Origin of the sequence: Thermomonas sp. LB-4 (assembly GCF_036409385.1) — a bacterium.
In the GTDB taxonomy this organism is placed as follows: domain Bacteria; phylum Pseudomonadota; class Gammaproteobacteria; order Xanthomonadales; family Xanthomonadaceae; genus Thermomonas.
In genome coordinates this window covers 113,815-140,575 of the sequence record NZ_JAXOFT010000002.1, presented here as the reverse complement: position 1 = coordinate 140,575, position 26,761 = coordinate 113,815, and the positions used below count along the sequence as shown (strand labels likewise).

Below are 26,761 nucleotides of genomic sequence, written 5' to 3'. Positions count from 1 at the left end.
CGTTTCGCATCGCCGGCGCCTGCGATTACAGGTCGAAGCCGAAACCCGCGCCCGCCGACGATTCGCCGCTGGCGAACGAGGCGCCGAGCGAGAACGAGCCGCGATCGCCCACCCGCTTGCCGTAGCCGATCGACACCGCGCCCTGCCCGCCCTGCGAACCGATACCGACCGCGATGCGCCCGCGCGGGCTATTGGCGAGCGCCGCGTTCACCGCCATCTGTGTCATTGCCGTGCCCATCGCGCCGATCCGGTCGATGCGCCTGTCGGTCTGCGCGAAGCGGCGGTCGGTCTGCTGCTGGAACTGCGTGAAAGCATCGTTCCACGCGGCGAACTTGCCGTCGGTGTAGGCATTGGCGGAGGCCAGCGTCGCGGCCGACTTGGCGTCGGCATAGCCCTTCGACGCGGTCAGCGTCGTGGCATCCCCGGCATCGGCATGGGCGTTGGCCGCGACGAGGGTGGACGCATCGCCCGCGGCCATGTCGGTGCGGATCGCGGTTTCGCGCGCATCGGTGTAGCCGTTCGCGGCGGTCAACGTGGCCGCGTCGCCGGCATCCATCTGGCCCTTGTTCACCGCATCCATGCCGTCGGTCGCGTCGGCCACGTTCTTGATCTGGGTGCCGCTTGCGCCATCCAGCGTCACCGTGCCGTGGCTGGCGTCGTCGTACTGCACGCCGTTGGCATTGCTCGTCATCCAGCCGTCGATGGCGGCCAGCGCCGCGCCCACGTTGTTGTAGTTCACGCCCTGGATGGTGTAGCTCGGCGCGGTGAAGAGGCCGCCGGCCCATGCTGCGCCGCCACCGAAAGCGTTAACGATGGCGGTGGGATCGAACGCGCCGCCTGCAATCGCCGCGTTCAACTGCCGGACGTTCACCGCATCGGTGTCGTCGATGCCATCGTCGACATGGATCAGGCGCGCGTTGAAGTCACTGCCATACGCATTGCCGAACACGTTGAGATCGGCGGCGGCATGGCCGAACGACACCACGTTCTCCGCATTTGCAACGGCCTGGTAACCGATCGCCGCGCTGCGCGCCGCAAGCGCCTGCGACGTGAAGCCCATCGCCAGGCTGCGGTCACCGATCGCCTTGTTGCTGTTGCCGAACGCGCTGCTGTACAGGCCGCTGGCGGTATTGACGTAACCGAAGGCATTGCTGCCGTCGCCGATCGCCTTGTTGCCGGTGCCGAAGGCACTGCTCCATATTTTGCTTGCGGTATTGCCGTAACCGTAGGCGTTGCTCTGCTGGCCGCTGGCCGTGTTCATCAGGCCGACGGCGCTGCTCGAGTAGCCGCTGGCGGTCACCGCGCCGCCGATGGCCACCGAGTACGAACCGCTGGCGGTGGCCGCCTCGCCCGCATCGCGAATGTTGTCTCCATTCAAGTCCAACCAGCTGGACACGGCCAGACTGTAGCTGCCGGTGGCTTTGCCATCGAGCCCCAGCGCACTGCTGGCAAAGCCGCTGGCGGTGTTGTTGAAACCGAACGCACTACTGCCGCTACCGCTGGCGGTGTTGAAGTTGCCGAAGGCACTGCTGTTGGAACCGCTGGCGGTGTTCCAGTAACCGAACGCGCCGGCGTTCGATTGGCTCGCCTTGTTGCCGGTGCCGAAGGCACCGGCACTGTTGCCGCTGGCGGTATTGCCTTCGCCGAAGGCACTGCTCAAATCGCCAGCGGCGAAATTGTGCACGCCGAACGCACTGGCATAGTCGCCACTGGCGGTCACGCCCGTGCCCACCGCCACCGAGGACAGGCCGCTAGCGCTCGACAGTTCATCCGCATCCACCATCCCGTCGTCGTTCCAGTCGAACCAGCCACCCAACACCAGGCTGGCCTTGCCCGACGCGGTGCTGCCAAAGCCGAACGCGTTGCTGTAGGCAGTCTTGGCCCAACTGCCCATGCCGAAGGCACTGCTGAAATCTCCAGCGGCGGCATTCCCCACGCCGACCGCGCTGGCATAGTCGCCACTGGCGATCACGCCCGTGCCCACCGCCACCGAGGACAGGCCGTTCGCCATTGACGTTTCATCCGCATCCCTCACGCCATCGAGGTTTTTGTCGAACCAGCCGGACACCACCACGCTGCCCGTCCCCTTGGCCGAGCCAAAGAACCCGAACACACTGCTGTAGTCGCCCGTGGTCGTATTGGCATAGCCGAAGGCGGAAGCGGAAGCGCCGTACGCGACATTGCCGCGGCCGAACGCGTTGCTGCCATCGCCCCAGGCCTGGTTGGCGTTGCCGAAGGCGCTGCTGTCCCTTTGGGCGCTGACGTTGTAGTAACCCACCGCACTGCTTCTTTCGCCGCTGGCGTTGTTCCATGCGCCATAGGCGGATGACGAGAAATTGCAGGTGCTGTTGCTGCTTCCCTGTTCCTGACCCGCATCGGTACCGGCACCCGGCGCCCCTTGCGTCCATGTATCGGTCAGGAAGTCGTAGCTCCAGCAGCCATCGTCTGCCGCGAAGGCCGGCATCGACACCGCGCCCAGCAGCGCCAGCGTGAGCAAGGAAAGCGCCGGCACGCGGCGGCGGGTATTGCGGTGGTGCGTGGACATGACGGACTCCCCGAACGGTAGGTACAGGCCGCGCGGAATGCGGGCCATATCCGTCAATGCGAAGAAGCGGCGCGCGACCCGACATCGCGCGCCCCGGCTTCGCTATCCTGCGCGCGGGCACCCCTTTCGCATGGTCATGGACCACGCCTCCGTCACCCACTGGCTGCAACAGATCCCCAGCGCGGGCGGCGCGGCCCTGGGCCAGGCCTACGCGGCGGTCTATGCCGACCTCAAGCAGGCCGCGCACGCGCAGCTGCGGCGCGGCGGCGGCGAGTTCAACACCACCGCGCTGGTCAACGAGACCTACCTGAAGCTGGCGCGCGATCCCGGTTTCCGCCCGCAGGATCGGCACGCGCTGCTGGCGCTGTCCGCGCGGGCGATGCGGCAGGTGCTGATCGACCACGCCCGCCACCGCAAGGCCGACAAGCGCGGCGGCGACCTCGCGCAGGTCACCCTGCACACCGGCCTGGCCGCCCCCGACAACCCGATCGACGTGCTGCGACTGGATGCGCTGCTGGAACACCTGTCGTCCGCCGACGCCCGCGCCGCTGCGGTGGTGGAACTGCGCTGCTTCGGCGGCTACGCGGAAACCGAGATCGCGAAGATGCTCGACGTCACCGAACGCACCGTGCAGCGCGACTGGCGCAAGGCGCGCGCCTTCCTGATGTCGCAACTGGAGCCCGCACGCGCATGAGTGTGGATCCGGCCCGCCTGCAACAGGCGCTGCAATTGTTCGAGGACGCGCTGGAACGGCCTGCCGACGCGCGCGACGCATGGCTCGCGGACGCCTGCGCCGGAGACGCCGAACTGCTGGCGCACGTGCGGGCGATGCTGGCCGCCGACGCCGCCACCGCGTCCGATCCGATCACGCCGAAACTCGCCGCGCTGCGCGACGACGCGGCCGACGCCGCCGAATTGCCGACCGGCACGCGCATCGGCCCGTGGGAAGTGCGCGGCGTGCTCGGCCGCGGCGGCATGGGCGCGGTGTACCGGGTGGCGCGCGTCGACGGCGCCTACGACCGCGAGGCCGCGCTCAAGCGCATCCGCATCGGCCTGGACAGCCCGCTCGCCCGCCAGCGCTTCCTGCGCGAACGGCAGATCCTCGCCCGCCTGCAGCACCCGCACATCGCCGGCCTGCTCGACGGCGGCGTGGACGACCGCGACGCGCCCTACTTCGTCATGCCGCAGGTCGACGGCGAACGCATCGACCGCTGGTGCGATGCACACGCGCTGGACGTGCGCGCCCGCGTGCGCCTGCTGCTGCAGGTGCTGGACGCGGTGGCATTCGCGCACCGGCAACTGGTGGTGCATCGCGACCTCAAGCCCTCCAACATCGTGGTCGATGCCGGCGGGCACGCGTTCCTGCTGGACTTCGGCATCGCCAAGCTGATGGAGGAGGAAGACGCCGGACAGACCCGCACCGGCGAGCGCGCGTTCACCCCCGAATACGCCTCGCCCGAACAATTGCACGGCGAGCCGGTCTCCACCGCCACCGACCTGTATCAACTCGGCGTGCTGCTGTATGCACTGCTGGCACAGGCGCATCCCTACGGCCTGACCGGCGACACCCCGCTGCGCACCCGGCTGACCCGCATGGATGGCGACCCGCAGCCGCTGTGGGAAGCCGGCCTGCATGCCTCCGCGGAAGACGCCGCGAAGCGCGGCGGCACGCCCGCCGCGCTGGCCAAGCAACTGCGCGGTGACCTGTCCGCCATCGCCCGGCGCTGCCTGGCGTCCGACCCCACGCAACGCTACGGCGGCGTCGATGCGCTGCGCGACGACCTGCTGGCCTGGCTGGACGGCAACCCGGTCTCGGCGCGCGCGCCGACCTGGCGCTATCGCGCCGGCCGCTTCGTCCGCCGCAACACGCTGGCGGTGGGCGCCGCCGCCGCGGTGGTCGTCGCGCTGTGCGCGGGCCTCGGCACCGCGCTGTGGCAGGCGCACGAGGCGCGCCTGCAGGCGCAGCGCGCCGACGTGGTGAACGCCTATCTGGTCGACGTGTTCCGCAGCATCGATCCGGAAGAAGGGCTGGGCCCGGACGCCACGGTGCGACAACTGATCGATGCCGGCGTGGCGCGGCTGGACCACGGCGAACTGCATGGACAGCCGGATGCGGAAGGAAAACTGCGGCTGACGTTGGCTGGCGGCTACATCGCATTGGGCGAATACCCGAAGGCAGGCAGGGAGGTGGCACAGACGCTGGAATTGCTGCCCGCTTCCCAGACCGGCGACATCATGCAGGCGCGGCTGCGCCAATGCGAAATCCTGCAACTGGCCGAGAAGCTGGAAGCAACCGGACAGTGCCTTGATGCCGCGGAAGACTGGCGACGCGCGCATGCCGACACGCTGGCCGAATCCGAGGCAAACGCGGCCTACCTGCAAGTGAAGCGTGCCCAGTTGCTGGGTTACCGCGAGCAATACGATGCGGCCCTGCCGCTCGCCCGCCGCGCCTGGACACTCCTGCGTGGACTGCGCGGCGACAACGACCCGCTGACTCTGAGCGCAAGACTGCAATACGCAGAACTCCTCAGCAGCGGCCCCGGTCAGCAGGCCGAAGCCGCCAGCCACATGCAGGACGTCGTCGCGGGCATCCGCCAGGCCAGGCCGCTCAACGAGTTCAAGCTCGCCAGCGCCCTGCACAACCTGTCCGTCTACCAGGCCCTGGCCGGCCAGAACGAACAGTCCGCCACGACGGAGCAACGCTCGCTGGCAATTCGCCGCCGCATCCTGCCACCGCAGCATCCCTACATCGCGCTCGGCACCGGTCAGCTGGCCCAGCAAATGGACGCATTGGGCCGCAACAAGGAAGCGCTTCCCCTGCACGCCGAAGCGGTTGCCATCTACCGCAGGCAACCACCCGGCCGCGAGAGCGACCTGGGCCGCGAACTCAACAACTGGGGCGTGGCCTGCTACCAGCTCGGCGACATGGCCTGCGCCACCGACAAGATCAACGAAGCCGTGAGCGTCTGGGCCAAGGCCCTGCCGGCCGACAACAGCAACCTGCTGGCCGCGCGCGGCAACCTGGCCGCGCTGTACAGCCGTAGCGGCAACCTGGCCGAAGGCGAGGCGCAATTGCGCAAGGTGGCATCGGTGCTGGAGGCCAAGCTGCGTGCCGCTCCCGGGGCGCAAACGGGTTCTTCGCTGGCGGTTGCGCGCAACGAACTGTCCGCCAACCTGCTGCATCAGGGCCGCACTGCCGAAGCGCTGTCGCTGGCCCGGCGGAACTGGCGGGATCTGCCGGCCGGCGGCGATTCCGCCGAGGAGGCGCCGAGCGTGCTGTGGACGCTGGCGCTGGCCGAACTCGCCAATGGGCTGCCCGCGCCCGCATCTCAGCACGCGCGCATGTCGCTGGAGCGCGCGCATGCATCCTCGCCCGACAGCCGCCGCGAGGCGTTTGCCCTGATGACGCTGGCCCGCGCGCAGCTCGCATCGCACGATGCCGGCGCCGCCGCCGAGCAAGCGCGCAAGGCCATCGCGATGTTCGCCGCCACGATCGGCGACGACCATCGCGACACCGGGCTGGCGCACGGCGTCCTTGCCCGCGCGCTGTTCGCCTCGGGCCGGCGCGCCGACGCGCGCAAGGAACTCGACGCCGCCATCGCCATCCTGTCCGCGAAGGCGGCATGGCTGCCGGAGCTGGCGGAACTGCGCGCGCTGCGCTAAGGCATGCCGCCCTACAATTGCCGCATGACCACGCTCTTCGTCTCCGACCTGCACCTCGACCCGGAACGCCCGGAGATCACCGCGCTGTTCGGCCGTTTCCTCGATGGCGAGGCGCGCGGCGCCGACGCGCTCTACATCCTCGGCGACCTGTTCGAGGCCTGGGTGGGCGATGACGATCCGTCCGACGCCGGCACGTTCGTCGCCGACCGCCTGCGCGCGCTGGCCGATGCCGGCGTGCCGACCTATTTCATCCGCGGCAACCGCGACTTCCTGCTCGGCGAAGCCTATGCCGCGCGCAGCGGCATGATCCTGCTCGACGATCCCACCGTCGTGGACCTCTACGGCAAGCCCACCCTGCTCCTGCACGGCGACCTGCTGTGCACCGACGATGCCGCCTACCAGCAGTTCCGCGCGCAGACCCGCGACCCGCAGTGGCAGGCGCAATTCCTCGCGCAGCCGCTGGCGGCGCGATTGGCCTTCGCGGCGCAGGCACGCGCGGCCAGCAAGGCGCGCTACGGCGAGCTGGCGGCCAAGGGCATGGCGGAAACCATCGGCGATGTGGCCCCGGCCACCGTGCAGGACTGGTTCACCCGCTTCGACGTGCAACGGATGATCCACGGGCACACGCACCGTCCCGCGATCCACGACGAAAGCGACGGCCGCACCCGCATCGTGCTGGGCGACTGGTACGAGCAGGGCTCGGCGCTGCGGATCGGTGCCGGCGTGACCGACCTCGCCTCGCTGACGCAGGCTTAATCCCGGGAAGCGGCGGCGGGGTCCGCATCGGCGCAGCCGCGGTAGCGCGCACCGTCGATCTCGAAATCGGCCCGGTACGCATAGCGCCGATCCGACATGCCGTCGCTGCATTCACCGCGCACCAGCCGCAGGGCGAACGGCCTGCCGCGGTCCTCGCCGCGGAACTGCAGCGCTCCCTCCTCGCGCTCGACGCTCCCGGCCAGCTTCCGGCCCGCGGGGTCCGTGGGCGTGGCAAACAGCAGCGTCATGCCCTCGATGCGCACGCTCCAGAAGGGCTCGGTGCCGACGACATGCCAGCGCGCTGGCGCCCCGCCCGCTGCCGGTGCAGAAGGCGGGGCCGGTCCGGCGCGGTGGGCGGACACGGCCTGCGTCGGCGGCGGCGAGCCGGTGCAGGCGGCAAGCAATACGCACAGGACCGTCATCACCCCACCGCCCCGGCGCGCGCAGCCCCTCGTCGCGTTGCGTGCATGTTTCATCGGCGGTCCGCGCATCCCCGGTAGACGGTTTCGCCGTAAGTGAGGATCGCCTCGAACTCGCGGTTACCCCGGCCGTCCTCGCCACTGGCCAGATTGCACGGCGCCTTCGCATCCAGGGTGAGGGTGTATTCGACCGCCCCATCCTTGCCGCTGTAGATCTCGAAACTACCGTCCTTGCTGTGGCGGGCGGTAACCGTGACATAACCGCGGTCGGTACGGCGGTGTTCCGGCACGTCGATCTTCAGCGTCTCGCCCTCGCCCTCCACCCGCCACGCCGGGGAAAACCCGTTGGCATGGAAATGCAGGGTGGCCGGCGTGGCGAGCGGCGGCGCATCCGCCTCGGGCGGCGGGTCCCCGCGCATCGCCGCTGCCGTGGATTCGGGCTGCTGCACCGGCGACGGCGCCACCGCCTGCGGCACATCCTGATCGGCGGGCCGGTTGCAGGCGGTGCTGGTGGCAGCGAATGCGACCAGCAGGAACAGGCGGGCGATGGGCATGGCGGCTCCGTCCAGCGAATGTCCACCCGGACTCTGCCTGCGCGGGGGTGACGGGCAGGTCAATGCCCCGGCGCGTCCGCCTGCGCCAGCAGGCTTTCCAGCTCCTCGGCATCGAACCCCGCCTGCAGCCGCGCTTCGGTGTTGAACGGCTTGTGCAGCACGCCGCTGGCGTAGTCGCGCAGCAGCTCGCGGAAGCGCGCGCGAGGCTCGATGCCCGCGCGCGCGCAGTACCAGCGATACCAGCGCGAGCCTGCGGCGACGTGCGCCACTTCCTCGCGCAGGATGACCTCCAGGATGCCGACCGTGGCCAGGTCGCCCAGCCCGCGCAGCTTCACGATCATCCCCGGCGTGACGTCGAGCCCACGCGCCTCCAGCACCCGCGGCACCAGCGCCATCCGCGCCAGGCCGTCGTGCGCGGTCTTCTCCGCCATTTCCCACAGGCCGTTGTGGGCGTCGAAATCGCCGTAGTCGCGGCCGAGATCGCGCAGCCGCTCGCGCAGCAGGTTGAAGTGGCGCGCCTCGTCGCCGGCCACCGCCACCCAGTCCGCGTAGAACGCGGCCGGCATGCCGCGAAACCGGTAGACCGCATCCCAGGCCAAGTCCATCGCGTTGAACTCGATATGGGCGACGGCGTGGATGAATGCTGCACGGCCTTCATCGGTGCCGAAGCCGCGGCGCGGCAGGTCGCGCGGATGCACCAGCACCGGGCGCGCGGGCCGGCCCGGCATGCGGATCGGCGCGGGCGGCGGCGCGTCGTCATCGACCACCAACTCGCCGCGTGCAAACGCGGCGGCCATCGCCAGCGTCAACGCGGGTTTGTCGTCCGCAGTGGCGGCGTCGAGGCAGGCGCGGGCGGCGGTGAAGAGACTGGTCATGGGAACTGAGGCTTACCGCAGGGGGAGTGACCGGGTGCGTTTCAAGTCGCTCCCCGATACTCGCTTGGTTGAAACGCACCCGGTCACTCCCCCACCCGACACTCTCGCGAGGCGATGGAGGGCAGGCCCCGCAACCAAGCGAGTATCGGGGAGCGGCTTGCGGGGCCTGCCCTCCATCGCCCTCCCGGGAATCCCGTGGGCGGTTAGCCGGCTCTCCGCTTCTTCTTCGCCTCGTCCGAGCGCTGCTGCTGGATACGCTCGAAGTAATCGGCATCGATCCCGGTCACGTATTCGCCGTTGAAGCACGAACTGTCGAACTTGCGCCCCGGGAACTTCGGCCCGGCAACCGCCACTTCCAGGTCGGCCAGGTCCTGGTAGACCAGCCAGTCGCAGCCCAGCAGCTGCTCGATCTCCTTCTCGCTGCGGCCGTGCGCCACCAGCTCCTCGCGCGACGGCATGTCGATGCCGTACACGTTGGGGTGGCGGACCGGCGGCGCCGCCGAGGCCAGGTAGACCTTTTTCGCGCCCGCATCGCGCGCCATCTGCACGATCTGCTGGCTGGTGGTGCCGCGCACGATGGAATCGTCCACCAGCAGCACCACGCGGTTGCGGAATTCCAGCGGGATCGGGTTGAGCTTGCGCTTCACCGACTTCGCCCGCTCGCCTTGCCCCGGCATGATGAAGGTGCGGCCGACGTAGCGGTTCTTGATGAAGCCCTCGCGGTACTTCACGCCCAGCACGTTGGCGATCTCCAGCGCGGAGTCTCGGCTGGTGTCGGGGATCGGGATGACCACGTCGATGTCGTGGCCCGGCCGCTCGCGCAGGATCTTCTCGCCCAGCGTCACGCCCATGCGCATGCGCGCCTTGTGCACCGAGATTTCCTCGATCATCGAATCGGGCCGGGCGAAATACACGTACTCGAAGATGCAGGTGGCATGCGGCGCGGCGGGCGCGCATTCGCGCGCGAACAGCTCGCCATCGTTGGTGATGATGATGCCCTCGCCGGGCGCGACGTCGCGCACGCGCTCGAAGCCCAGCACGTCCAGCGCCACCGACTCGGAGGCGACGATGTACTCGTCGCGCGCCGCACCGCTGCGCTTGCCCAGCACCAGCGGCCGGATCCCGTGAGGGTCGCGGAACGCCACCAGACCAAGGCCCAGCACCGTGCAGACCACGGCGTAGCCGCCCTTCACCCGGCGGTTGACGCCTTCCAGCGCGGCGAACACCGCGTCCGGCGTCAGCGCGCGCTGGGTGTCCAGCTCGTGCGCGAACACGTTGAGCAGCACTTCCGAATCGGATCCGGTGTTGACGTTGCGGCGATCCTGCTCGAACACCTCGCGGCGCAGCGCTTCGGCGTTGGTCAGGTTGCCGTTGTGCGCCAGCGCGATGCCGAACGGCGAGTTGACGTAGAACGGCTGCGCCTCGTCGCTGCCTTCGCTGCCGGCGGTCGGGTAGCGGCAGTGGGCGATGCCGACCTGTCCTTCCAGCAGCGCCATCGACTTCGCGTCGAACACGTCGCGCACCAGCCCGTTGCCCTTGTGCACGCGCAGGTGCGAGCCGTGCACGGTGGCGATGCCGGCCGCGTCCTGGCCGCGGTGCTGGAGCATGGTCAGCCCGTCATACAACAACCCGGCCACTTCGCTCTGGCCGACGATACCCACGATGCCGCACATGCTTGGGACTTCCTGTTGGTTGGGCTCAGGGATGCGGACGGACCATGCCGTCCCTGCCTGCAGCCTTGAGTTTTGCCTTCAGCGCATCGGCCTCGGCGCGGGTCATCACCGGCCCCACCCGCACCCGGGTGAGGGTGCCGTTCGGGCCGGGCACGGAATCGGTGAACGCATTGAAACCGGCCTTGCGCAGCGCATCGCGCTGGGCCAGCGCATCCGGCGCCGAAGCGAACGCACCGATCTGCACCACGAAACCGGTGCCGGCGGGATTGGCCGGCTTCGCCGGCTGCGGCTCGGGCTTGGCTGCCGGCGCGACGGCGGGCTTGGCCGGCTCGGACTTGGCTGGCTCGATCTTGGGCAGCGGTTTGGCTTCGATCTTCGGTTGCGCCGGCGCGGGCTTGGTCGCCGCCGGAGCGGTGGGCGCAGCGGGAGTCGCCGTGGCTGCGGCGTCCAGCGCCACCACTTTGGCCTCCACGTCGCTGCGCACCTGGCCGGCGCGCAGGCGCGCCGATTCGGCAGTGGCGCGGTCGGCGAACGGCCCGATGCGCACGCGCTGCGCCTGGCGATCGCCCAGCGCCACCGCTTCGCGATAGCCCGGCAGGCCGGCCGCAGACAGCGCCGCAATCACCTTGTCCGCATCGCCGGCGCTGGCATAGCTGCCGAAGCTCACCGCAAAGTCGCCGGCCGCGACCGCTGCCAGCGGCGCCGCATCGGCCGCCGGCGGCGGGGCCGCGTCCGGCACCGAATCGGGCATGCCGGAGACGCTGCCGGCCGGTGCCGCAGCTGGAGCGACCAGCGGCAGGTCCTGGGTCACGGTGCCGTCGGGCCCCTTCGGCTCCGGCGGCACCCGCAGGGACACATCGGAAACGCCACTGTCGGGCGCGGGCCCCTTGACCAGCAGCGGCAGGAAGATCACGGCCAGCGCAACCAGCACGGCGGCGCCGACCAGGCGCTGTTTCAGCGACGTATCCATCGACATTCCGTGGAGCCAGGCGCAGTGGGAGGACGATTATACCGGCATGCCGGCGGCGGTCAGTCCGACGCGTTCAGGTGGCGCAGCGCTTCCGAAGCGGCGTGGAACGAACCGAACGCAAGCACGCGGCCGTCCGGCGCTGCCTGCGCCAGCGCGGCCGCCAGGGCGTCTGCAACATCGGCGTGGCGGGTACCCCCGGCCGCCACCGTGCCCGCCAGGCGCTGGGCCAATGCCGCCGCATCGCTGCCGCGCGGACCGGCATCCAGCGAGCCGGCCAACAGCCAGCCGTCCACCGTGTCGACCAGTGCGGTCGCCACGCCGGCGGCGTCCTTGTCGGCGAGCGCAGCGTACACGGCCAGGGTGCGCCGCCTCGGCTGGGCACGCAGCCAATCGGCCAGCGCAGCGGCGGCCTGCGGGTTATGACCGACGTCGACGACAACTTCCACGCCGCCACGCTTGAACCGCTGCAGCCGGCCCGCCACTGCGGCATCGGCCACGCCGCGCGCCAGCGCTTCATCCTCCAGCGGGAGGTCCAGCGCACGCAGCGCGGCGATCGCGCAGGCGGCATTGCGCAGCTGCACCGGCGCGCCCTGCGCCTGCATCGGCAGCGGCAGCACGATCTCGTAGCCGACTTCGCACCAGCGCCACTGGCCGCCATCGACCGGTTCGGCGAAGAAGTCGTTGGCGATCCGCCAGGCCGGCGCACCGATGGCGTAGGCGTGGCGCAGCACGCTGGCCGGCGGATCATCGTCGCCCAGCACCAGCGGCTTGAACGGCCGCGCGATGCCGGCCTTCTCGAAGCCGATCGCCTCGATGTCGCCGCCCAGCCAGTCCTGATGATCCAGATCGACGGTGGTGACGATCGCGGCATCGGCATCGACAAGGTTCACCGCGTCCAGCCGCCCGCCCAGGCCGACCTCCAGTACTGCGAGATCCAGCGCCTCGCGCTGGAACAGCCACAGCGCGCACAGCGTGCCGTATTCGAAATAGGTCAGTGCGATGTCGCCGCGCGCGGCCTCCACCGCTTCGAAGCCGGCGACCAGCGCCGCATCATCGGCATCGCGCCCGTCGATGCGCACGCGCTCGTTGTAGCGGTGCAGATGCGGGGAGGTGTAGGCACCGACGCGCAGCCCCTGCGCGCGGGCGATGGCCTCGGCGAAGGCGACCGTCGAGCCCTTGCCGTTGGTGCCGCCGACGATGAGCGTTTTTCTCGCCGGCTTGCCCAGGCCCATGCGCGCGGCGACTGCGCGCACGCGGTCGAGGCCCATGGCGATGTTGTTCGGGTGCTGGCACTCGATGAACTCGAGCCAGTCGGATAAGGAGTGAGGCATGGCACTCATTTTAAGCGCGCCACCGCGCCGAAACCCTACCGCCCGCAGGCTTCGCCGCTTAGGCTCCGCATCCGGCTCCGATGCGCGACCGCGCGCCATCCCTGGCGCGCTCGAAGTCTGCGGGCGGTAGGGCTCCGGCGCTGCACTTCGGCATCACAGCGCCCGGTGCTTCGCCTCGCCGAAGAACGGGGTGTGGTGGGCGCAATCGTTGAGGCGCACCACTTCCAGCGCGTCGACGCGGTCGCCCTGCAGCAGGTTGAGCGTGGTCGGCGCCTGCCGGAACGTCCACAGCCGCGACAGCGGCAGGCCCAGCACACGACACAGCAGCACGCGGTTGACCGCGTCGTGGGCGACGATGAGCAGCGTGTCGTCCGCACCGAGGCCGTCGCAGGCGCGCTCCAGCGCCGGCCAGGCCCGGTCCAGCACGCCCTGCAGCGATTCGCCGCCCGCCCCCGGCATCAGCACCGTCTCCGGCGCATCGCGCCAGTCGCGCAGGCGCTCGGGATCGCGCGCGGCGATCTCGCTGGCCAGCAGGCCTTCCCACTCGCCGTGGCCGATTTCCAGCAGGCCCTCGTCGAACACCAGCCGCGGTGCCCGTGCCGCGCCCAGCGCCAGCTGCGCGGTGCGGGTGGCGCGCGCCAGCGGCGACGCCACTGCACGGTCGATGCGCAGGTCCTTCAACCGCTCGCCCAGCGCGGTGGCCTGGGCGATGCCGAGGTCCGAGAGGGGGATATCGACCTGGCCCTGGTAGCGGCCTTCGGCGTTCCACGGCGTTTCGCCGTGGCGGGCAAGCAGGATCTTCATGTGCAGCGGGCTCACCGTTTGTGCAGCGCACCATGCTAGCAGGTTGCACGCGGTTTACACGCTGCGCGGTAGGCTCGGGTTCCCACAGACAGGAGTCCGGGACATGCAGGCCAAGGGCGAATTCGAAGTCACCCGCATACCACAGGAAGAACTGGAGATCGGCGAGGGCGCGACCATCGGCCACTCCCGCTTCGACAAGCGTTTCCGCGGTCCGCTGGATGCCGTCAGCGTGGTGCACATGCTGGCGCTGATGTCGCCCGTGCAGGGATCCGGCGCCTACGTGGCGATCGAGCGCATCGAAGGCACCCTGGACGGCCGCCGCGGCAGCTTCTTCGTCCAGCACAGCGGCACGATGGATCGCGGCCGACCGTCGCTGGAGGTCACGGTGATCCCCGACTCCGGCACCGGCGAACTGGAAGGCCTGCACGGACGCATCGGCATCGACATCACCGACGGCAAGCACTCCTACACGTTCGATTACGACTTCCGCGACGCGTGAGGATCGCGCAAAGGAAAACGCCGGCGCGAGGCCGGCGTTTTCCGTTCTGACTCGAGGCGCTTACTTCTTCGGCGCCACGCCCAGTTCCTGCAGCAGCTGCGGCGCCGGCATGACTTCCTGCATGATCCAGCGCATGTAGCGCTGGTCCACCGAAATCATGCGCGTCATCACCGGCTCGAACACCCAGTTGCTGGCCACGGCTTCCTGGATGCCGTCGAAGGCCAGGCCGACCAGCTTGCCCTGCGCGTCGAGCACCGGCGAACCGGAATTGCCGCCGGTGATGTCGAGGTCGGACAGGAAGTTCACCGGCACCGTGCCCAGGCGCTTGTCGGCCAGGCCGCCGTAGCGCTTGGCGGCGACGGCGTCGAGCAGCGCCTTCGGGTTGTCGAAGGGATCCTTGCCGGTTTCCTTCGCTGCCACCTGCTCCAGCAGTGTGAACGGCTGCTGCACGCTGCCGTCCAGCTTGGTGTAGCCCTTGACGGTGCCGAAGGTGATCCGCAGCGAGGAGTTGGCGTCCGGATACACCGCTTCGCCCTTGCTCTTCTTGTAGTCGGCCATCGCCTGCAGGTACAGCGGGCGCGCCTGCAGTGCGGTGCCGTAGACGGCCTTCGACTTCGTCTCCATCTCCATCAGGGTCGGCATCACCGCCACCGCGTACTGGATGGCGGGATCGCTGCTGGCCTCGAACGCGGCCTTGTCGGCGTTGAACCACTTGAGGCGCTCGTCCAGGCTGCCCAGCTTGCTGCCGTCCAGGCGCGCCAGCGCCTTGTCGGCGGCGGCCTTGTCGCTGCCGCCCAGCCATCCGTCGACGGCAGCGATGTGCTGCTCCGCCGGCAGCGCCACGTAGCGGTCCAGCCAGTACTGCTGCAGCTGGCGGTCCATCGCCGGCACGTAGCGGCGCTCCATCTGCTTCAGGCCGCCCTCGATCACCGGCAGGTCGCGCTGCTGGTAACCGGACTCGCGCTCGGCATCGGGCTTCTGCTTCTCGATGGCGAGGCGGTACAGGCTGACCGCGGTGCCCAGCACGCCGCTGCGGTTGAAGCTGCCCAGCACCAGGTCGCGCTCCTGGGTGCGCTTGGCGTCGTCCACCAGTTTCACCAGCGTGGCATGCGCGGCCAGCGCCGGCTTGCCGGCCTCGCCCTGCGCCCGCAGCCAGCCCAGCACCGCCGCTTCCTCGCGGCGCTTGAAGCCCAGCACGTCGTTGCGGGCGAAGCCTTCCAGCTGGCCATCGAAGTTCTTGCTGGTGTTGTTCCAGCCGGCCATGGTGGCGGCGTACTTCACCGCGATGTCGGGGTTGTCCTTGCCCGCCGCCTCGACCAGCGCGATCTGGTCCTTGAACGCCTTGGAAATTGCCGGGTAGCGCCAGGCCTGGGTGTTCTCGAACTCCGCCGCCAGCGCGTAGCGGTCGGTGCGGCCCGGGTAGCCGGCCACCATCACGAAGTCGCCCGCGCCCAGCGGCTTGTCGGCGATCTTCAGCCAGTGCTTCGGCTGGTAGGGCACGTTGTCCTTCGAGAACGCGGCCGGCTTGCCGTCCTTGCCCACGTAGGCGCGGTAGAACGCGAAATCGCCGGTGTGGCGCGGCCACATCCAGTTGTCGATGTCGCCGCCGAACTTGCCGACACTGCCGGGCGGCGCATAGGCCAGGCGCACGTCCTTGATCTCGAGGTTCTTGAACAGGCGGTAGGTGTTGCCGCCCATGAAGCTGTAGACGCGGCAGCGGTAGCCGGCATCGGCCTCGCAGGCGCTGGTGGTCTGCTTCTCGAAAGCTTCCAGCGCGTCGGCGCGGGCGACCGGGTCGCTGCCCGCCGCCGCCATCGCGGCCTTGGCCTGCGCGGTGACGTCGGTGATGTCCTCGAGCACGTAGATGCGCGCGTTCGGACCCGCCGAGAGTTCATCCGCCGGGGCGGCGGGGTTGAAGCCGTCGCGGATCAGGTTCTTCTCGGCGGTGGAGTTCAGCTGGATCGCGCCGTAGGCGCAGTGGTGGTTGGTCGCCACCAGGCCCTGCGGGGAGACGAAGCTGGCGGTGCAGCCGCCCAGCGACACCACCGCGCCCATCGGGTCGCCGGTGAGGTCGGCCAGCTGCTTCGGGTCCAGCTTCAGGCCGGCCTTCTTCAGCGGGCCGGCGATTTCCGGCAGCTGCTGCGGCACCCACATGCCTTCGTCGGCATGCACGACCGGTGCGAGGCTGGCGGTGGCGGCGGCGACGGCCGCGGCGAGGAGGGTCTTGCGCATCATTGATGTCCTTGGTGATTGCATCGGGGGAACGCGGGGGATCGGCTTACTCGGCCGGCAGATTCATTTCCTGCAGCAGGTGCGGGGCCTGATAGACCTTGGCCAGCAGCCAGCGCAGGTAGCGCATGTCCACGTGGATCGCGCGCTTGTAGCGCGGGTCGAACATCCAGCTGGCGCTGACCGCTTCCCAGTTGCTGTCGAAGTTCAGGCCGATCAGCTTGCCCTCGGCGTCCAGCACCGGCGAACCGGAATTGCCGCCGGTGGTGTCGAGATTGGTCATGAAGTCGACGGTCTGGGTCTTCAGCTCGGGATCGGCGGTGCTGCCGAAATCGCCCTTGGCGATCGCGTCCAGCAGCGGCTTCGGCGCATCGAACGGCTCGACGCCGGTGTTCTTCTCGACGATGCCGGCCACCGTGGTCAGCGGGCGGTAGTCCATGCCATCGCGCGGCGACAGCGGGCTGACCTTTCCATAGCTGATGCGCAGGGTGGAATTGGCGTCCGGATAGACCGCCCTGCCCTGCGAATCGCGGTAGCCGATCAGCGCCTGCATGTAGGCCGGGCGCAACCGCAGCAGTTCGCCGGCGCGCTGCTTGGCTTCGGCTTCCAGACGCAGCAGCGCCGGCTGCAGGGTGGCGGCGGCCTTGAGCAGCGCGTCGTCCGATGCAGACAGAGCGGCGGCGTCAAGCTTCAGCGCGGCCAGCCGGGTGGCCTCGTCGCCCAGCTTCGTGCCGGCGTACAGCGCGTCGAGGCGCTGCGCGGCTTCGGTCTCGTTGGCACCGAACACCGCATCGAACTCGGCCACGCGCTGTCCGGCGGGCAGTGCGAAATAGCGCTTGAGCGCATAACGCAGGGTGGCCTTCTCCACCTCCGGGTCATAGCGGCGCTGCAGCTGCTTGAGGCCACCTTCGATCAGCGCCTCGTCGCGCTGCTGGTAGCCGCTCTCGCGCTGCGCATCCGGCTTGCCGCGCTCCAGCGCGAGGCGCTGCAACTGCGTGGCCGCGCCCAGCAGGCCGGGACGCAGGAACGGCAGGATGAAGTCGCGCTCGCGGTTGGCGTCATCGGCATCCAGTTCCCCCTGCATCGCGCGGATGCCGGCCAGGCTGGCCTTGCTGCCCGGCTGCTTGCCCAGCCACGCCAGCATCGCCGCCTCGTCGGCGCGGCGCACCCGCACCGCGTCGCTGCGGCGCAGGCCTTCCAGTTCTCCCTGTGCGCGCTTGAGGGTGTTCTTGTAGCCGGCGACCGCGGAGGCATATGCCACCTGCTTCGCCTTGCTGCCGGCGCTGGCCTGCTCGACGGTATCGATCAGGCCGTCGTACATCGCCACGCGGGTCGGCAGCAGCCAGTCGATCTGGCCGGCGAACTCGGTCGCGGTACGGTGGCGGAAGGTGCGCCCCGGATAACCGGCCACCATCGCGAAATCACCCGCCTTCACCGGCGCGGTGGACACGGTCAGGTGCGCCGGCGGCGCGTAGGGCACGTTGTCCTTGCTGTAGGTGGCCGGCTTGCCGTCCTTGCCGACGTAGGCGCGGTAGAACGTGAAGTCGCCGGTGTGGCGCGGCCACATGAAGTTGTCGATCTCGTCGCCGTAGTTGCCGATCGCGCGCGGCGGCGCGTAGACGAGGCGGATGTCCTTCAGCTCCAGCTGCTTGATCAGGTAGAAGTCGCTGCCGTAGTACATGTCGGCGACGCTGCAGCGATGGCCGGCATCGGCCTCGCACTGCGCCACCGCGGCCTTCTTCGCGGAATCGACCGCATCAAAGTAGGCGCGCCCGGTCTTGCCTTTGGCGTCGGCAAGGATGCGGTCGGTGATCTTGTCGAAGCCCACCGTGACCCAGACCCGCGAGGCCGGGCCGGCGGAGACTTCGTCGGCGCTGGTGGCGGCGATGAAGCCGTCCTGGATCAGGTTCTTCTCGGGGGTGGAGTTGAGCTGGATCGCGCCCATCGCGCAATGGTGGTTGGTCACCACCAGGCCCTCCGGCGAGACGAAGCTGGCGGTGCAGCCGCCCAGCGACACCACCGCCGACAGCGGCGGCTTCGTCACATCGGCCAAGCGGGCGGGATCGCCCTTGAAGCCGGCAGCCTGCAGCTGGGCAGCCAGCTGCGGCAGCTGCGATGGCATCCACATGCCTTCGTCGGCATGGGCGGCACCGCCGGCCAGGATCAGGGCCAGGGCGGCGGACAAGGTGCGTTTGCGCATGGGTCGGCACTCCGGTGAACGGCAAACCCCTATTAGACCATCCCGGCCGGGCGCCGACCCATGACCATGGTCAGGCCCCGGCCGCAGGCGGGAACGGCGGTAAAATGGCGGTCTTATCCCGACCGGTCATGGACATGACGCAAGCGAACACGATGCGCGCGCTGGTCAAGCGCGAAGCCGCCAAGGGCATCTGGATGGAACAGGTGCCGGTGCCGGTGCCGGGCCCGAACGAGGTCCTGATCAAGCTGGAGAAGACCGCGATCTGCGGCACCGACCTGCACATCTACCTGTGGGACGACTGGAGCCAGCGCACCATCCAGCCGGGCCTGACCATCGGCCACGAGTTCGTCGGCCGCATCGCCCAACTCGGGTCGGCGGTGACCGGCTACGAAGTGGGCCAGCGCGTCTCGGCCGAGGGCCATATCGTCTGCGGACATTGCCGCAACTGCCGCGGCGGCCGCCCGCACCTGTGCCCGAACACGCTGGGCATCGGCGTGAACCGCAACGGGGCATTCGCCGAATACATGACCATGCCGGCCAGCAACCTGTGGCCGATCCCCGACCAGATCCCCTCGGAATTGGCCGCGTTCTTCGACCCCTACGGCAACGCCGCGCACTGCGCGCTGGAGTTCGACGTGATCGGCGAGGACGTGCTGATCACCGGCGCAGGCCCGATCGGGATCATTGCTGCCGGCATCTGCAAGCACATCGGCGCGCGCAACGTGGTGGTCACCGACGTCAACGACTACCGCCTGAAGCTGGCGGCCGACATGGGCGCCACCCGCGTGGTCAACGTCGCCAACACCTCGCTCAAGGACGTGATGGCCGACCTGCACATGGAAGGCTTCGACGTCGGCCTGGAGATGAGCGGCAACCCGCGCGCCTTCAACGACATGCTCGACTGCATGTACCACGGCGGCAAGATCGCCATGCTCGGGATCATGCCCAAGGGCGCCGGCTGCGACTGGGACAAGATCATCTTCAAGGGCCTGACCGTGCAGGGCATCTACGGCCGCAAGATGTACGAGACCTGGTACAAGATGACCCAGCTGGTGCTATCCGGCTTCCCGCTGGGCAAGGTGCTGACGCACCAGCTGCCGGTGGACGACTTCCAGAAGGGCTTCGACCTGATGGAAGCGGGCAAGGCCGGCAAGGTGGTGCTGAGCTGGTATTGAAGGCGCACGCCGCCCCAACGAAAAAGGCGCCTCACGGCGCCTTTTTTCGTTCGCGGCCCCGCTTCAGCGCGCGAACTTCACCGTCAGCAGCAAGCGGCTGTCGGCCAGCTGGCCGAAGTTGTCGCGCCCCTTGCCGTCGACGCCGTAATAGCCCAGCGAAACTTCGGCGGGCCCGAAGCTGCGGCCAATGCCCACGCCCCAGTCGGTGTAGTCCGCTGCGACCTCTGCATCGGCGAACACGCTGCGACCGACGCTGGCGGACAGAGTGATCTCGTTCGGCAGTGCCCAGTCGCGGCTTACGCCGTAGTACCAGCCGCTGGTGCCGCTGCCCCAGACATCATTCGTGTAGCCCACGCTCAGCGCCCAGTTTTCGGCGATGGTGGCGGTGGTGATCAGCTCGTTGTAGGCCATCTCGCTGGCACCCGGGTAGGTGTAGCGGTTGAGCGCGATGTCGATGTTGACCTTGTCGGAGGCGTCGAAACCGTAGCCGACGAAGTAATCCACCTCGATTTCCGGGCTGTCTTCGCCGAAATCCACGCCGGAGGCGAAGCTGCCCACGTACAGCCCGGAGGCCGAGGTCCAGGTCAGGCTGCCCTGCACGGTCGCCTTCTCGTCGGTCTGCGAGGCGCCGCGGAACAGGTAGTCGGACACCGCGCTGACGTCCCAGCTGACGGACGAAGCAGGCGCATCGTCCTCGCCCGCGCTGGCGGCGAACGGCACGGACAGCAGCAAGAGGGCAAGGGCGAGCGGGCGGCGGAATAGGGTCATGGGAAGCTCTGGCAGTGGGTCACTGGAATTACGACATTTTAACGTTCAATCCCGGCGCGAAGATCTGCCGGGGACGGCCGCCGCACCTGATGCAATAACGGCCGCCGGCTAGAATCTGTAGCCCTCCCCGAACCGCAACGACCACGCCATGACCAACGCCCCTTCGCTGACCCGGCACTACGCCGAGGAACTGGACAACATCCGCGCGCAGGGGCTGTTCAAGTCCGAACGCATCATCACTTCGCCGCAGTCGGCGGAAATCGAGCTGGCGGACGGCCGCAAGGTGCTGAACTTCTGCGCCAACAACTACCTCGGCCTGGCCGACCATCCGGACGTGATCGCCGCCGCCAAGGACGCGCTGGACACCCACGGCTTCGGCATGGCCAGCGTGCGCTTCATCTGCGGCACCCAGGACCTGCACAAGCAGCTGGAGCAGACCATCGCCGACTTCTTCGGCACCGAGGACACCATCCTCTACGCCGCCTGCTTCGACGCCAACGGCGGCCTGTTCGAGCCGCTGCTGGGCGAGCAGGACGCGATCATCTCCGATGCGCTCAACCACGCCTCGATCATCGACGGCGTGCGCCTGTGCAAGGCCAGGCGCTACCGCTACGCCAACTGCGACATGGCGGACCTCGAGAAGCAGCTGCAGCAGGCCAAGGCCGACGGCGCGCGCACCATCATGATCACCACCGACGGCGTGTTCTCGATGGACGGGTTCATCGCGCCGCTGGACGAAATCACCGCGCTGGCCGCGAAGTACGGCGCCTTGGTGCACATCGACGAATGCCACGCCACCGGCTTCCTGGGCGCCAGCGGCCGCGGCAGCGCGGAGGTCAAGGGCGTGATGGACAGGATCGACATCTTCACCGGCACCCTCGGCAAGGCCATGGGCGGCGCGCTCGGCGGCTTCACCACGGCGAGGAAGGAAGTGATCGAGCTGCTGCGCCAGCGCTCGCGGCCGTACCTGTTCTCCAACTCCTTGCCGCCGCACGTGGTGGCCGCCGGCATCAAGGCGTTCGAGATGCTCTCCTCCGCCGGCGAGCTGCGCGAGCGCCTGCGCGAGAACACCGCCTACTTCCGCCAGCGCATGACCGCCGCCGGCTTCGAGATCAAGCCCGGCGTGCATGCCATTTCGCCGGTGATGCTGTACGACGCGCCGCTGGCGCAGCGCTTCGCGGAGCGGCTGCTGGAGGAAGGCATCTACGCGATCGGCTTCTTCTTCCCGGTGGTGCCCAAGGGCCAGGCGCGCATCCGCACGCAGATCTCGGCCGCGCACACCCGCGAGCACCTCGACCGCGCCATCGACGCCTTCATCCGCATCGGTCAGGAACTGGGCGTGCTGAAGGCCTGAGGCTCAGCCGCCGCGCAGCGCGGCCACCTCCTCCGCGCTCAATTCGCGCCACTGGCCTTTCGGCAAGGTGCCGAGGGCCAGCGGCCCGATCGCCACCCGCACCAGCCGCAGCACGCCGATACCGAACGCCGCCAGCAGGCGGCGGATCTGGCGGTTGCGGCCCTCGTCCAGCACGATCTCCAGCCAGGCGTTCCTGGCACCGGCACGCAGCAACCTGGCGGAGGCAGCCCGCAGCAGCTCGCCGTCCACGACCACGCCGGATTGCGCGCCCGACAGCATGGCCGCATCGGGAATGCGGTCCACCTGGACGTGATAGGTCTTCTCGGGGCCTCGCGCCGGATCGGTGATGCCGGCCGCCCACTGCGGATCGCTGGTGAACAGCAACAGGCCCTCGCTGGCCTTGTCGAGGCGGCCGACGGGGGCGATCCAGCCCAGGTCAGCGCCCTCGAAGCAGCGGTACACCGTGTCCCGGCCGCGTTCGTCCTGCGCGGTGGTGACCAGCCCACGCGGCTTGTTGAGCATCAGATAGCGCGGCGCTGCCGGCGCAACCGCCAGGCCCTCGATCTCGAGGCGTGCCGCGGCCACGTCGGTGGGATGCTCGGGATCCCGCACGACCCGGCCGTCAAGCCGCACGCAACCCGCGCGGACCAGTCGTTCTGCCTGGCTGCGCGAACACAGGCCGCGCTTGGACAGCACGCGTGCCAATCCATGCCGCGCGCCCATCGGCGGCAGCGGCCGATCAGTTGGCCGACTTGCCTTCCACGGCGGGCGCAGGTTCGGGAGCAGCGACCTCGGCGGCATCCTTGCGCCCGACCACGCGCACGCCGCGGGACTTCATCCACGCGTCGAACTCATCGGCGGTCATGCGCTTGCCGTTCTGGGTCATGTTGAACCGCCACGGCGTGTTGTCGAACGCGGTCTGCGGCTTGTACGCGGCCGGATCGAGGCCCGCTGCGCCTGGCTGGGTGGCCTTCGCCATCGCCCGGCAACCATCCACGCGGATCCGCGCCAGCACGTTGTCCACCGACAGCGCCTCGTCGAACGACTGCGCCAGCACGCCGCTGGCACCGCCCAGCTGGGTGATGGCCGGAGCGAACTCGGAGGCGACGGCGGAAATCACGGTCGGACGAACCGGCTCGGCGGAGATGACGCTGGTCGAGCAGACGTCCCCAGCCGCCTGCGCGAGCCCCGGAGCGGCGAGCAAGGACAGCACACAGGTGCGGAACATGGACGACATGGCAACGGACTCCCCGACGGACCGCGACAGTGTAGGCGCTGCCTGCGGCTAACCGCAATTCAACGCCGCACCGCCGCCACAAAAAAACGAAGCCCGGCACTGGGCCGGGCTTCGCTGCCTCATGAACGACAGCCGGGATTACAGGCTGTTCAGCTCGGTGCGGCGGTTGGTTTCGCTCTTGCAGCCCGGCAGGGTCTGGCCCTTGTCTTCCAGCGGACGGCTCTCGCCGTAGCCGGTCGGACCGGACATGCGGCCGGCGTCCACGCCGTTGCTGGTCAGGTAGTCATAGACCGCCTTGGCGCGACGCTCGGACAGGCTCTGGTTGTAGGTATCGGTACCGCACTGGTCGGTGTGGCCGGCGACTTCAACCTTCAGCTCCGGATAGCGCTTCAGGATCTCGACGGCCTCGTTGAGGATCGCCACCGCGTCAGGACGCAGGGTCGACTTGTCGAAATCGAAGTTCACGCCCTTCAGGTCGATCGAGACCGGCACCGGGCAGCCGTCCGGACCGATGGTCTGGCCGGCCTGCGAACCCGGGCACTTGTCGTTGCAGTTGTTGACGCCGTCGCCGTCGTCATCCAGATCAGCGCAGGTCTGCTGCGGCGCCGGTGCCGGCGCGACCGGGGCCACCGGCTCCGGGCCGAGGGCGATGGTCAGGCCGACCGAGGCCAGCAGATCGGTAAACTGGTTCTGCTGCTTGCCGACGCGGGCCTGCTGATCGTCGAAATCGACGCGGGTGCCGATCTCGGTGCGCAGATCCAGGCGGCCGAAGTCGAACTGCAGGCCGGCGCCCAGGTTGACGGCGAGGTTCGAATCCTTGTGATCCGCCGGCGAGGTCGGCGAGGGAATCACGAACTCTTCTTCATGACGCTGCCAGCCCAGGCCGCCGCGCAGGTAGGGCCACCACTTGGAGTCGGCATTGCGGAAGTGGTAGCGGCCGTCCAGCGAAACGCCGTACTGGCTCCACCACAGGTTCGGATTGCTGGTCTGGTCCGGGTTCTGGTAGTTCAGCTCGGTTTCCAGCGAGAAGCGCTGGGTGAGGAACTTGCCGAAGCCGATGGTACCGAAGAGGGCATCTTCAGTGCCGCGATCGGAATCCTGGAAATTGACACCGGTGGATCCGGAAACGTACCAGCGATCGTCGAACTCCTGGGCAGACGCAGCCTGCGCCAGACCCAGACCACCCAGAAGGGCGGCGCAGAGGAGTTTCTTGTTCATGTTCAGCTCCTTGATTCAGTGAAAGAAACCGTGACGCGGAATTTAAAAGCGCTTGCTCCAAACGGCAGTTCCGGCGCTGGGCGCACGTTACAGCCGGGCACGTGAAAGCCGCGTTAACACTAACATAACGGTAAACGCCTGCAAAGTATGCACCCCCGATGCCGGCCGCATCGCGCTGCGCATGCAGTCCACCATACCTGACGGTATGCTTTCGCGATGACGACCCCCTTTCCGCATCTGCTCGCCCCGCTCGATCTGGGCTTCACCACCCTGCGCAACCGCGTCCTGATGGGCTCGATGCACACCGGGCTCGAGGACCGCGCCGGCGATTTCCCGAAGCTGGCCGCGTACTTCGCCGAACGTGCCCAGGGTGGCGTCGGGCTGATGGTCACGGGCGGATTTGCACCCAACATCGTGGGCTGGCTCAAGCCGTTCGCGGGACGACTGTCCCTGCCCTGGCACGTGCGCAGGCACCGCCAGGTCACCTCGGCAGTGCATGCCCACGGCGGCAAACTCTGCCTGCAGCTGCTGCATGCAGGCCGCTATGCCTACCATCCTCTGTCGGTGGCGCCGTCGCGCTTGAAATCGGCAATCAATCCCTTCACCCCGCGCGCGCTGTCGGCGCGCGGTATCGAACGCCAGATCCGCGACTTCGCGACGGCAGCGATGCTGGCGCGCGATGCCGGCTACGACGGCGTCGAGATCATGGGGTCGGAAGGGTATCTGCTGAACGAATTCACCACGCCCCGGGTGAACCACCGCGACGACGCCTGGGGCGGAGACGCCGATCGGCGGATGCGCTTCGCGGTGGAAATCGTGCGGCGGGTGCGCGAAGCCTGCGGGCCTGATTTCATCCTCATCTACCGGCTGTCGCTGCTCGACCTGGTCGAAGGCGGCAACGACTGGGGCGCCATCGTCGCCCAGGCCAAAGCGGTGGAAGCCGCCGGCGCCACCATCCTCAACAGCGGCATCGGCTGGCACGAGGCGCGCATCCCGACCATCGCCACCTCGGTGCCGCGCGCGGCATTCACTGCCGTCACGGCCAAGCTGAAGCCCCATGTCTCGGTGCCGCTGGTGGCAAGCAACCGCATCAACATGCCCGACGTGGCTGAGGCCGTGCTGGCCGCCGGCCACGCCGACATGGTCTCGATGGCCCGCCCGCTGCTGGCGGATCCGCAGTGGGTGAACAAGGCGCGCGCTGGCCGCAGCGACGCCATCAATACCTGCATCGCCTGCAACCAGGCCTGCCTGGACCACGTGTTCGAGAACAAGCGCGCCAGCTGCCTGGTCAATCCTCGCGCCTGCGCGGAAACCGAGCTGAACTTCACCCGGACGGGAGCGCCGAAGACCGTCGCAGTCGTGGGTGCCGGGCCCGCCGGCCTGGCCTGCGCCACCGAGGCCGCCGGCCGGGGCCATCGCGTCACCCTGTTCGATGCGGCCAGCGAGATCGGCGGCCAGTTCAATCTGGCCAAGCGCATCCCGGGCAAGGAGGAGTTCCACGAACCGCTGCGCTATTTCCGCCACCGGATCGAGGAAACCGGGGTGGACTTGCGCCTGAACACTCGCGTGGACGCGGAGGCGCTGGACGGGTTCGACGAAGTGGTGGTCGCCACCGGGGTCACCCCGCGCGCGGTGAAGCTCGCCGGCGCCGACCACGCCAAGGTCGTCAGTTATCTGGATGTGCTGGAGGGTCGGGTCGAGGTGGGCGGCAAGGTGGCGATCATCGGTGCCGGCGGCATTGGCTTCGACGTCGCCGAATTCCTGGCGCAGGCCGGTGGTTCCCCGACGCTGGCGCCCGCGCGCTGGATGGCCGAATGGGGCGTGGATCCGACCTTCACCGCGCCGGGGGGACTGGCGCGGCCGCACCCGGAACCCCCGGCCCGGCAAATCTGGCTGCTGCAGCGCTCGCCCGGCAAGCCGGGGGCGCGGCTGGGCAAGACCACCGGGTGGATCCACCGCGCCACCCTCAAGGCCAAGGCGGTCAAGATGCTGGGCGGCGTGGAGTACGCGGGGGTGGACGACGAGGGCCTGCACATCCGCGTGGATGGCAGCAACCAGATCCTGCCGGTCGACCACGTGGTGGTCTGCGCGGGGCAGGAGCCGCGCCGCGCACTATTCGACGCACTGCTGGCGCGGGGGCGCAAGCCGCACCTCATCGGCGGCGCCAAACTCGCCGCCGAGCTGGACGCCAAGCGTGCCATCGACGAAGGCAGCCGCTTGGCGGCCTCGCTCTGAGGTCGCCGCGCCCCGCGGAAACCCCGATTCCGTCACGGATCGGCCACCCCCCATTCAGCCAACGTTGGGGAATCACCCCCTACCTTGCGCCAACTTTTGGCCTGACCCACTGCCCTGTTGCGTGATTGTCAGGTGAACCGGCACGCCGCCCGAACCCATTGACGGGACGGCGCGCCCGGGCAAAGGCCGCCATAGAGCAGCCGCCCTCCCCAGTACGCCATGACGCAGGCGTGCGGCATCCGCGACACACGATGCC

Annotated in this window: 21 protein-coding genes; 7 read left to right on the top strand and 14 right to left on the bottom strand. The window is 69.0% G+C overall.

The genetic code is table 11. The annotated features are described in order from the left end of the window. Positions 1–25: 25 nt before the first annotated feature. The gene (locus tag SPK54_RS02415) at positions 26–2,545 is read right to left on the bottom strand and encodes a hypothetical protein (protein WP_330946334.1); all 2,520 of its coding nucleotides are present in this window, start codon (positions 2,543–2,545) and stop codon (positions 26–28) included. Between the two features lie 136 nt (positions 2,546–2,681). Here SPK54_RS02415 and SPK54_RS02410 point away from each other — a divergent pair, with 136 nt between their 5' ends. The 3 genes from SPK54_RS02410 to lpxH are packed head-to-tail and all read left to right on the top strand — an operon-like array spanning position 2,682 to position 6,964. Then, positions 2,682–3,239: an ECF-type sigma factor gene (locus SPK54_RS02410; RefSeq protein WP_330946333.1), complete on the top strand. Its 558-nt coding sequence runs from the start codon at positions 2,682–2,684 to the stop codon at positions 3,237–3,239. Continuing rightward, the gene (locus SPK54_RS02405) at positions 3,236–6,208 is read left to right on the top strand and encodes a protein kinase (protein ID WP_330946332.1); all 2,973 of its coding nucleotides are present in this window, start codon (positions 3,236–3,238) and stop codon (positions 6,206–6,208) included. Before SPK54_RS02410 ends, SPK54_RS02405 begins: the two co-directional genes overlap by 4 nt. A 24-nt stretch (positions 6,209–6,232) precedes the next feature. Then, positions 6,233–6,964 (top strand): UDP-2,3-diacylglucosamine diphosphatase, encoded by a 732-nt coding sequence (lpxH, locus tag SPK54_RS02400; protein ID WP_330946331.1) that lies wholly within the window; start codon positions 6,233–6,235, stop codon positions 6,962–6,964. Here the strand turns inward: lpxH and SPK54_RS02395 are convergent. The 7 genes from SPK54_RS02395 to SPK54_RS02365 all read right to left on the bottom strand — a co-directional run bounded on the left by SPK54_RS02395 (position 6,961) and on the right by SPK54_RS02365 (position 13,590). Continuing rightward, a complete protein-coding gene (locus tag SPK54_RS02395; protein WP_330946330.1) occupies positions 6,961–7,440 on the bottom strand; it encodes a hypothetical protein in 480 nt (159 codons plus the stop codon). The genes lpxH and SPK54_RS02395 overlap by 4 nt on opposite strands. Next, complete coding sequence (locus SPK54_RS02390) at positions 7,437–7,937, bottom strand: hypothetical protein (RefSeq protein ID WP_330946329.1); 501 nt, start codon at positions 7,935–7,937, stop codon at positions 7,437–7,439. The genes SPK54_RS02395 and SPK54_RS02390 overlap by 4 nt, the downstream gene beginning before the upstream one ends. A 59-nt stretch (positions 7,938–7,996) precedes the next feature. Next, positions 7,997–8,812 (bottom strand): ferritin-like domain-containing protein, encoded by an 816-nt coding sequence (locus SPK54_RS02385; protein ID WP_330946328.1) that lies wholly within the window; start codon positions 8,810–8,812, stop codon positions 7,997–7,999. A 203-nt stretch (positions 8,813–9,015) separates the two neighbouring features. Beyond that, positions 9,016–10,485: an amidophosphoribosyltransferase gene (gene purF / locus SPK54_RS02380; protein ID WP_330946327.1), complete on the bottom strand. Its 1,470-nt coding sequence runs from the start codon at positions 10,483–10,485 to the stop codon at positions 9,016–9,018. Positions 10,486–10,510: 25 nt separating this feature from the next. Beyond that, positions 10,511–11,455, bottom strand: coding sequence for an SPOR domain-containing protein (locus SPK54_RS02375; RefSeq protein ID WP_330946326.1), 945 nt, complete (start codon positions 11,453–11,455; stop codon positions 10,511–10,513). A 59-nt stretch (positions 11,456–11,514) separates the two neighbouring features. Beyond that, positions 11,515–12,795: a bifunctional tetrahydrofolate synthase/dihydrofolate synthase gene (gene folC / locus SPK54_RS02370; protein WP_330946325.1), complete on the bottom strand. Its 1,281-nt coding sequence runs from the start codon at positions 12,793–12,795 to the stop codon at positions 11,515–11,517. Positions 12,796–12,939: 144 nt separating this feature from the next. Then, the gene (locus SPK54_RS02365; protein ID WP_330946494.1) at positions 12,940–13,590 is read right to left on the bottom strand and encodes a histidine phosphatase family protein; all 651 of its coding nucleotides are present in this window, start codon (positions 13,588–13,590) and stop codon (positions 12,940–12,942) included. Positions 13,591–13,693: 103 nt separating this feature from the next. Here SPK54_RS02365 and SPK54_RS02360 point away from each other — a divergent pair, with 103 nt between their 5' ends. Further along, entirely contained in the window at positions 13,694–14,089 is a 396-nt protein-coding gene (locus SPK54_RS02360; protein WP_330946324.1) for a DUF3224 domain-containing protein, read from the top strand. A 60-nt stretch (positions 14,090–14,149) separates the two neighbouring features. On the opposite strand, the gene SPK54_RS02355 is transcribed toward SPK54_RS02360, so the two are convergent. Both SPK54_RS02355 and SPK54_RS02350 read right to left on the bottom strand, forming a co-directional pair. Further along, entirely contained in the window at positions 14,150–16,243 is a 2,094-nt protein-coding gene (locus SPK54_RS02355) for a S46 family peptidase (protein WP_330946493.1), read from the bottom strand. A 124-nt stretch (positions 16,244–16,367) separates the two neighbouring features. Then, positions 16,368–18,518, bottom strand: a complete 2,151-nt coding sequence (locus tag SPK54_RS02350) for a S46 family peptidase (protein WP_330946323.1) — start codon at positions 18,516–18,518, stop codon at positions 16,368–16,370. A 152-nt stretch (positions 18,519–18,670) separates the two neighbouring features. Here SPK54_RS02350 and tdh point away from each other — a divergent pair, with 152 nt between their 5' ends. Continuing rightward, the gene (tdh, locus tag SPK54_RS02345) at positions 18,671–19,693 is read left to right on the top strand and encodes an L-threonine 3-dehydrogenase (protein WP_330946492.1); all 1,023 of its coding nucleotides are present in this window, start codon (positions 18,671–18,673) and stop codon (positions 19,691–19,693) included. 63 nt (positions 19,694–19,756) lie between these two features. On the opposite strand, the gene SPK54_RS02340 is transcribed toward tdh, so the two are convergent. Further along, complete coding sequence (locus SPK54_RS02340) at positions 19,757–20,461, bottom strand: TorF family putative porin (protein WP_330946322.1); 705 nt, start codon at positions 20,459–20,461, stop codon at positions 19,757–19,759. A gap of 148 nt (positions 20,462–20,609) precedes the next feature. On the opposite strand from SPK54_RS02340, the gene kbl reads away from it, so the two are divergent. Further along, on the top strand, positions 20,610–21,815 hold the full coding sequence (gene kbl, locus SPK54_RS02335; RefSeq protein ID WP_330946321.1) for a glycine C-acetyltransferase: 1,206 nt from the start codon (positions 20,610–20,612) through the stop codon (positions 21,813–21,815). A 3-nt stretch (positions 21,816–21,818) separates the two neighbouring features. Here kbl and SPK54_RS02330 read toward each other — a convergent pair whose 3' ends face one another. From SPK54_RS02330 to SPK54_RS02320, 3 genes are all read right to left on the bottom strand, one after another. Continuing rightward, positions 21,819–22,538 carry a pseudouridine synthase gene (locus SPK54_RS02330; RefSeq protein WP_330946320.1) on the bottom strand — a complete coding sequence of 240 codons (720 nt, stop codon included), beginning with the start codon at positions 22,536–22,538 and terminating at the stop codon, positions 21,819–21,821. Between the two features lie 16 nt (positions 22,539–22,554). Further along, the gene (locus tag SPK54_RS02325) at positions 22,555–23,052 is read right to left on the bottom strand and encodes a hypothetical protein (RefSeq protein WP_330946319.1); all 498 of its coding nucleotides are present in this window, start codon (positions 23,050–23,052) and stop codon (positions 22,555–22,557) included. A 138-nt stretch (positions 23,053–23,190) separates the two neighbouring features. Then, on the bottom strand, positions 23,191–24,270 hold the full coding sequence (locus tag SPK54_RS02320; protein WP_330946318.1) for an OmpA family protein: 1,080 nt from the start codon (positions 24,268–24,270) through the stop codon (positions 23,191–23,193). A 216-nt stretch (positions 24,271–24,486) separates the two neighbouring features. Between SPK54_RS02320 and SPK54_RS02315 the strand changes: the two genes are divergently transcribed. Beyond that, positions 24,487–26,505, top strand: a complete 2,019-nt coding sequence (locus SPK54_RS02315; protein WP_330946317.1) for an NADPH-dependent 2,4-dienoyl-CoA reductase — start codon at positions 24,487–24,489, stop codon at positions 26,503–26,505. The last annotated feature ends 256 nt before the right edge of the window (positions 26,506–26,761 follow it).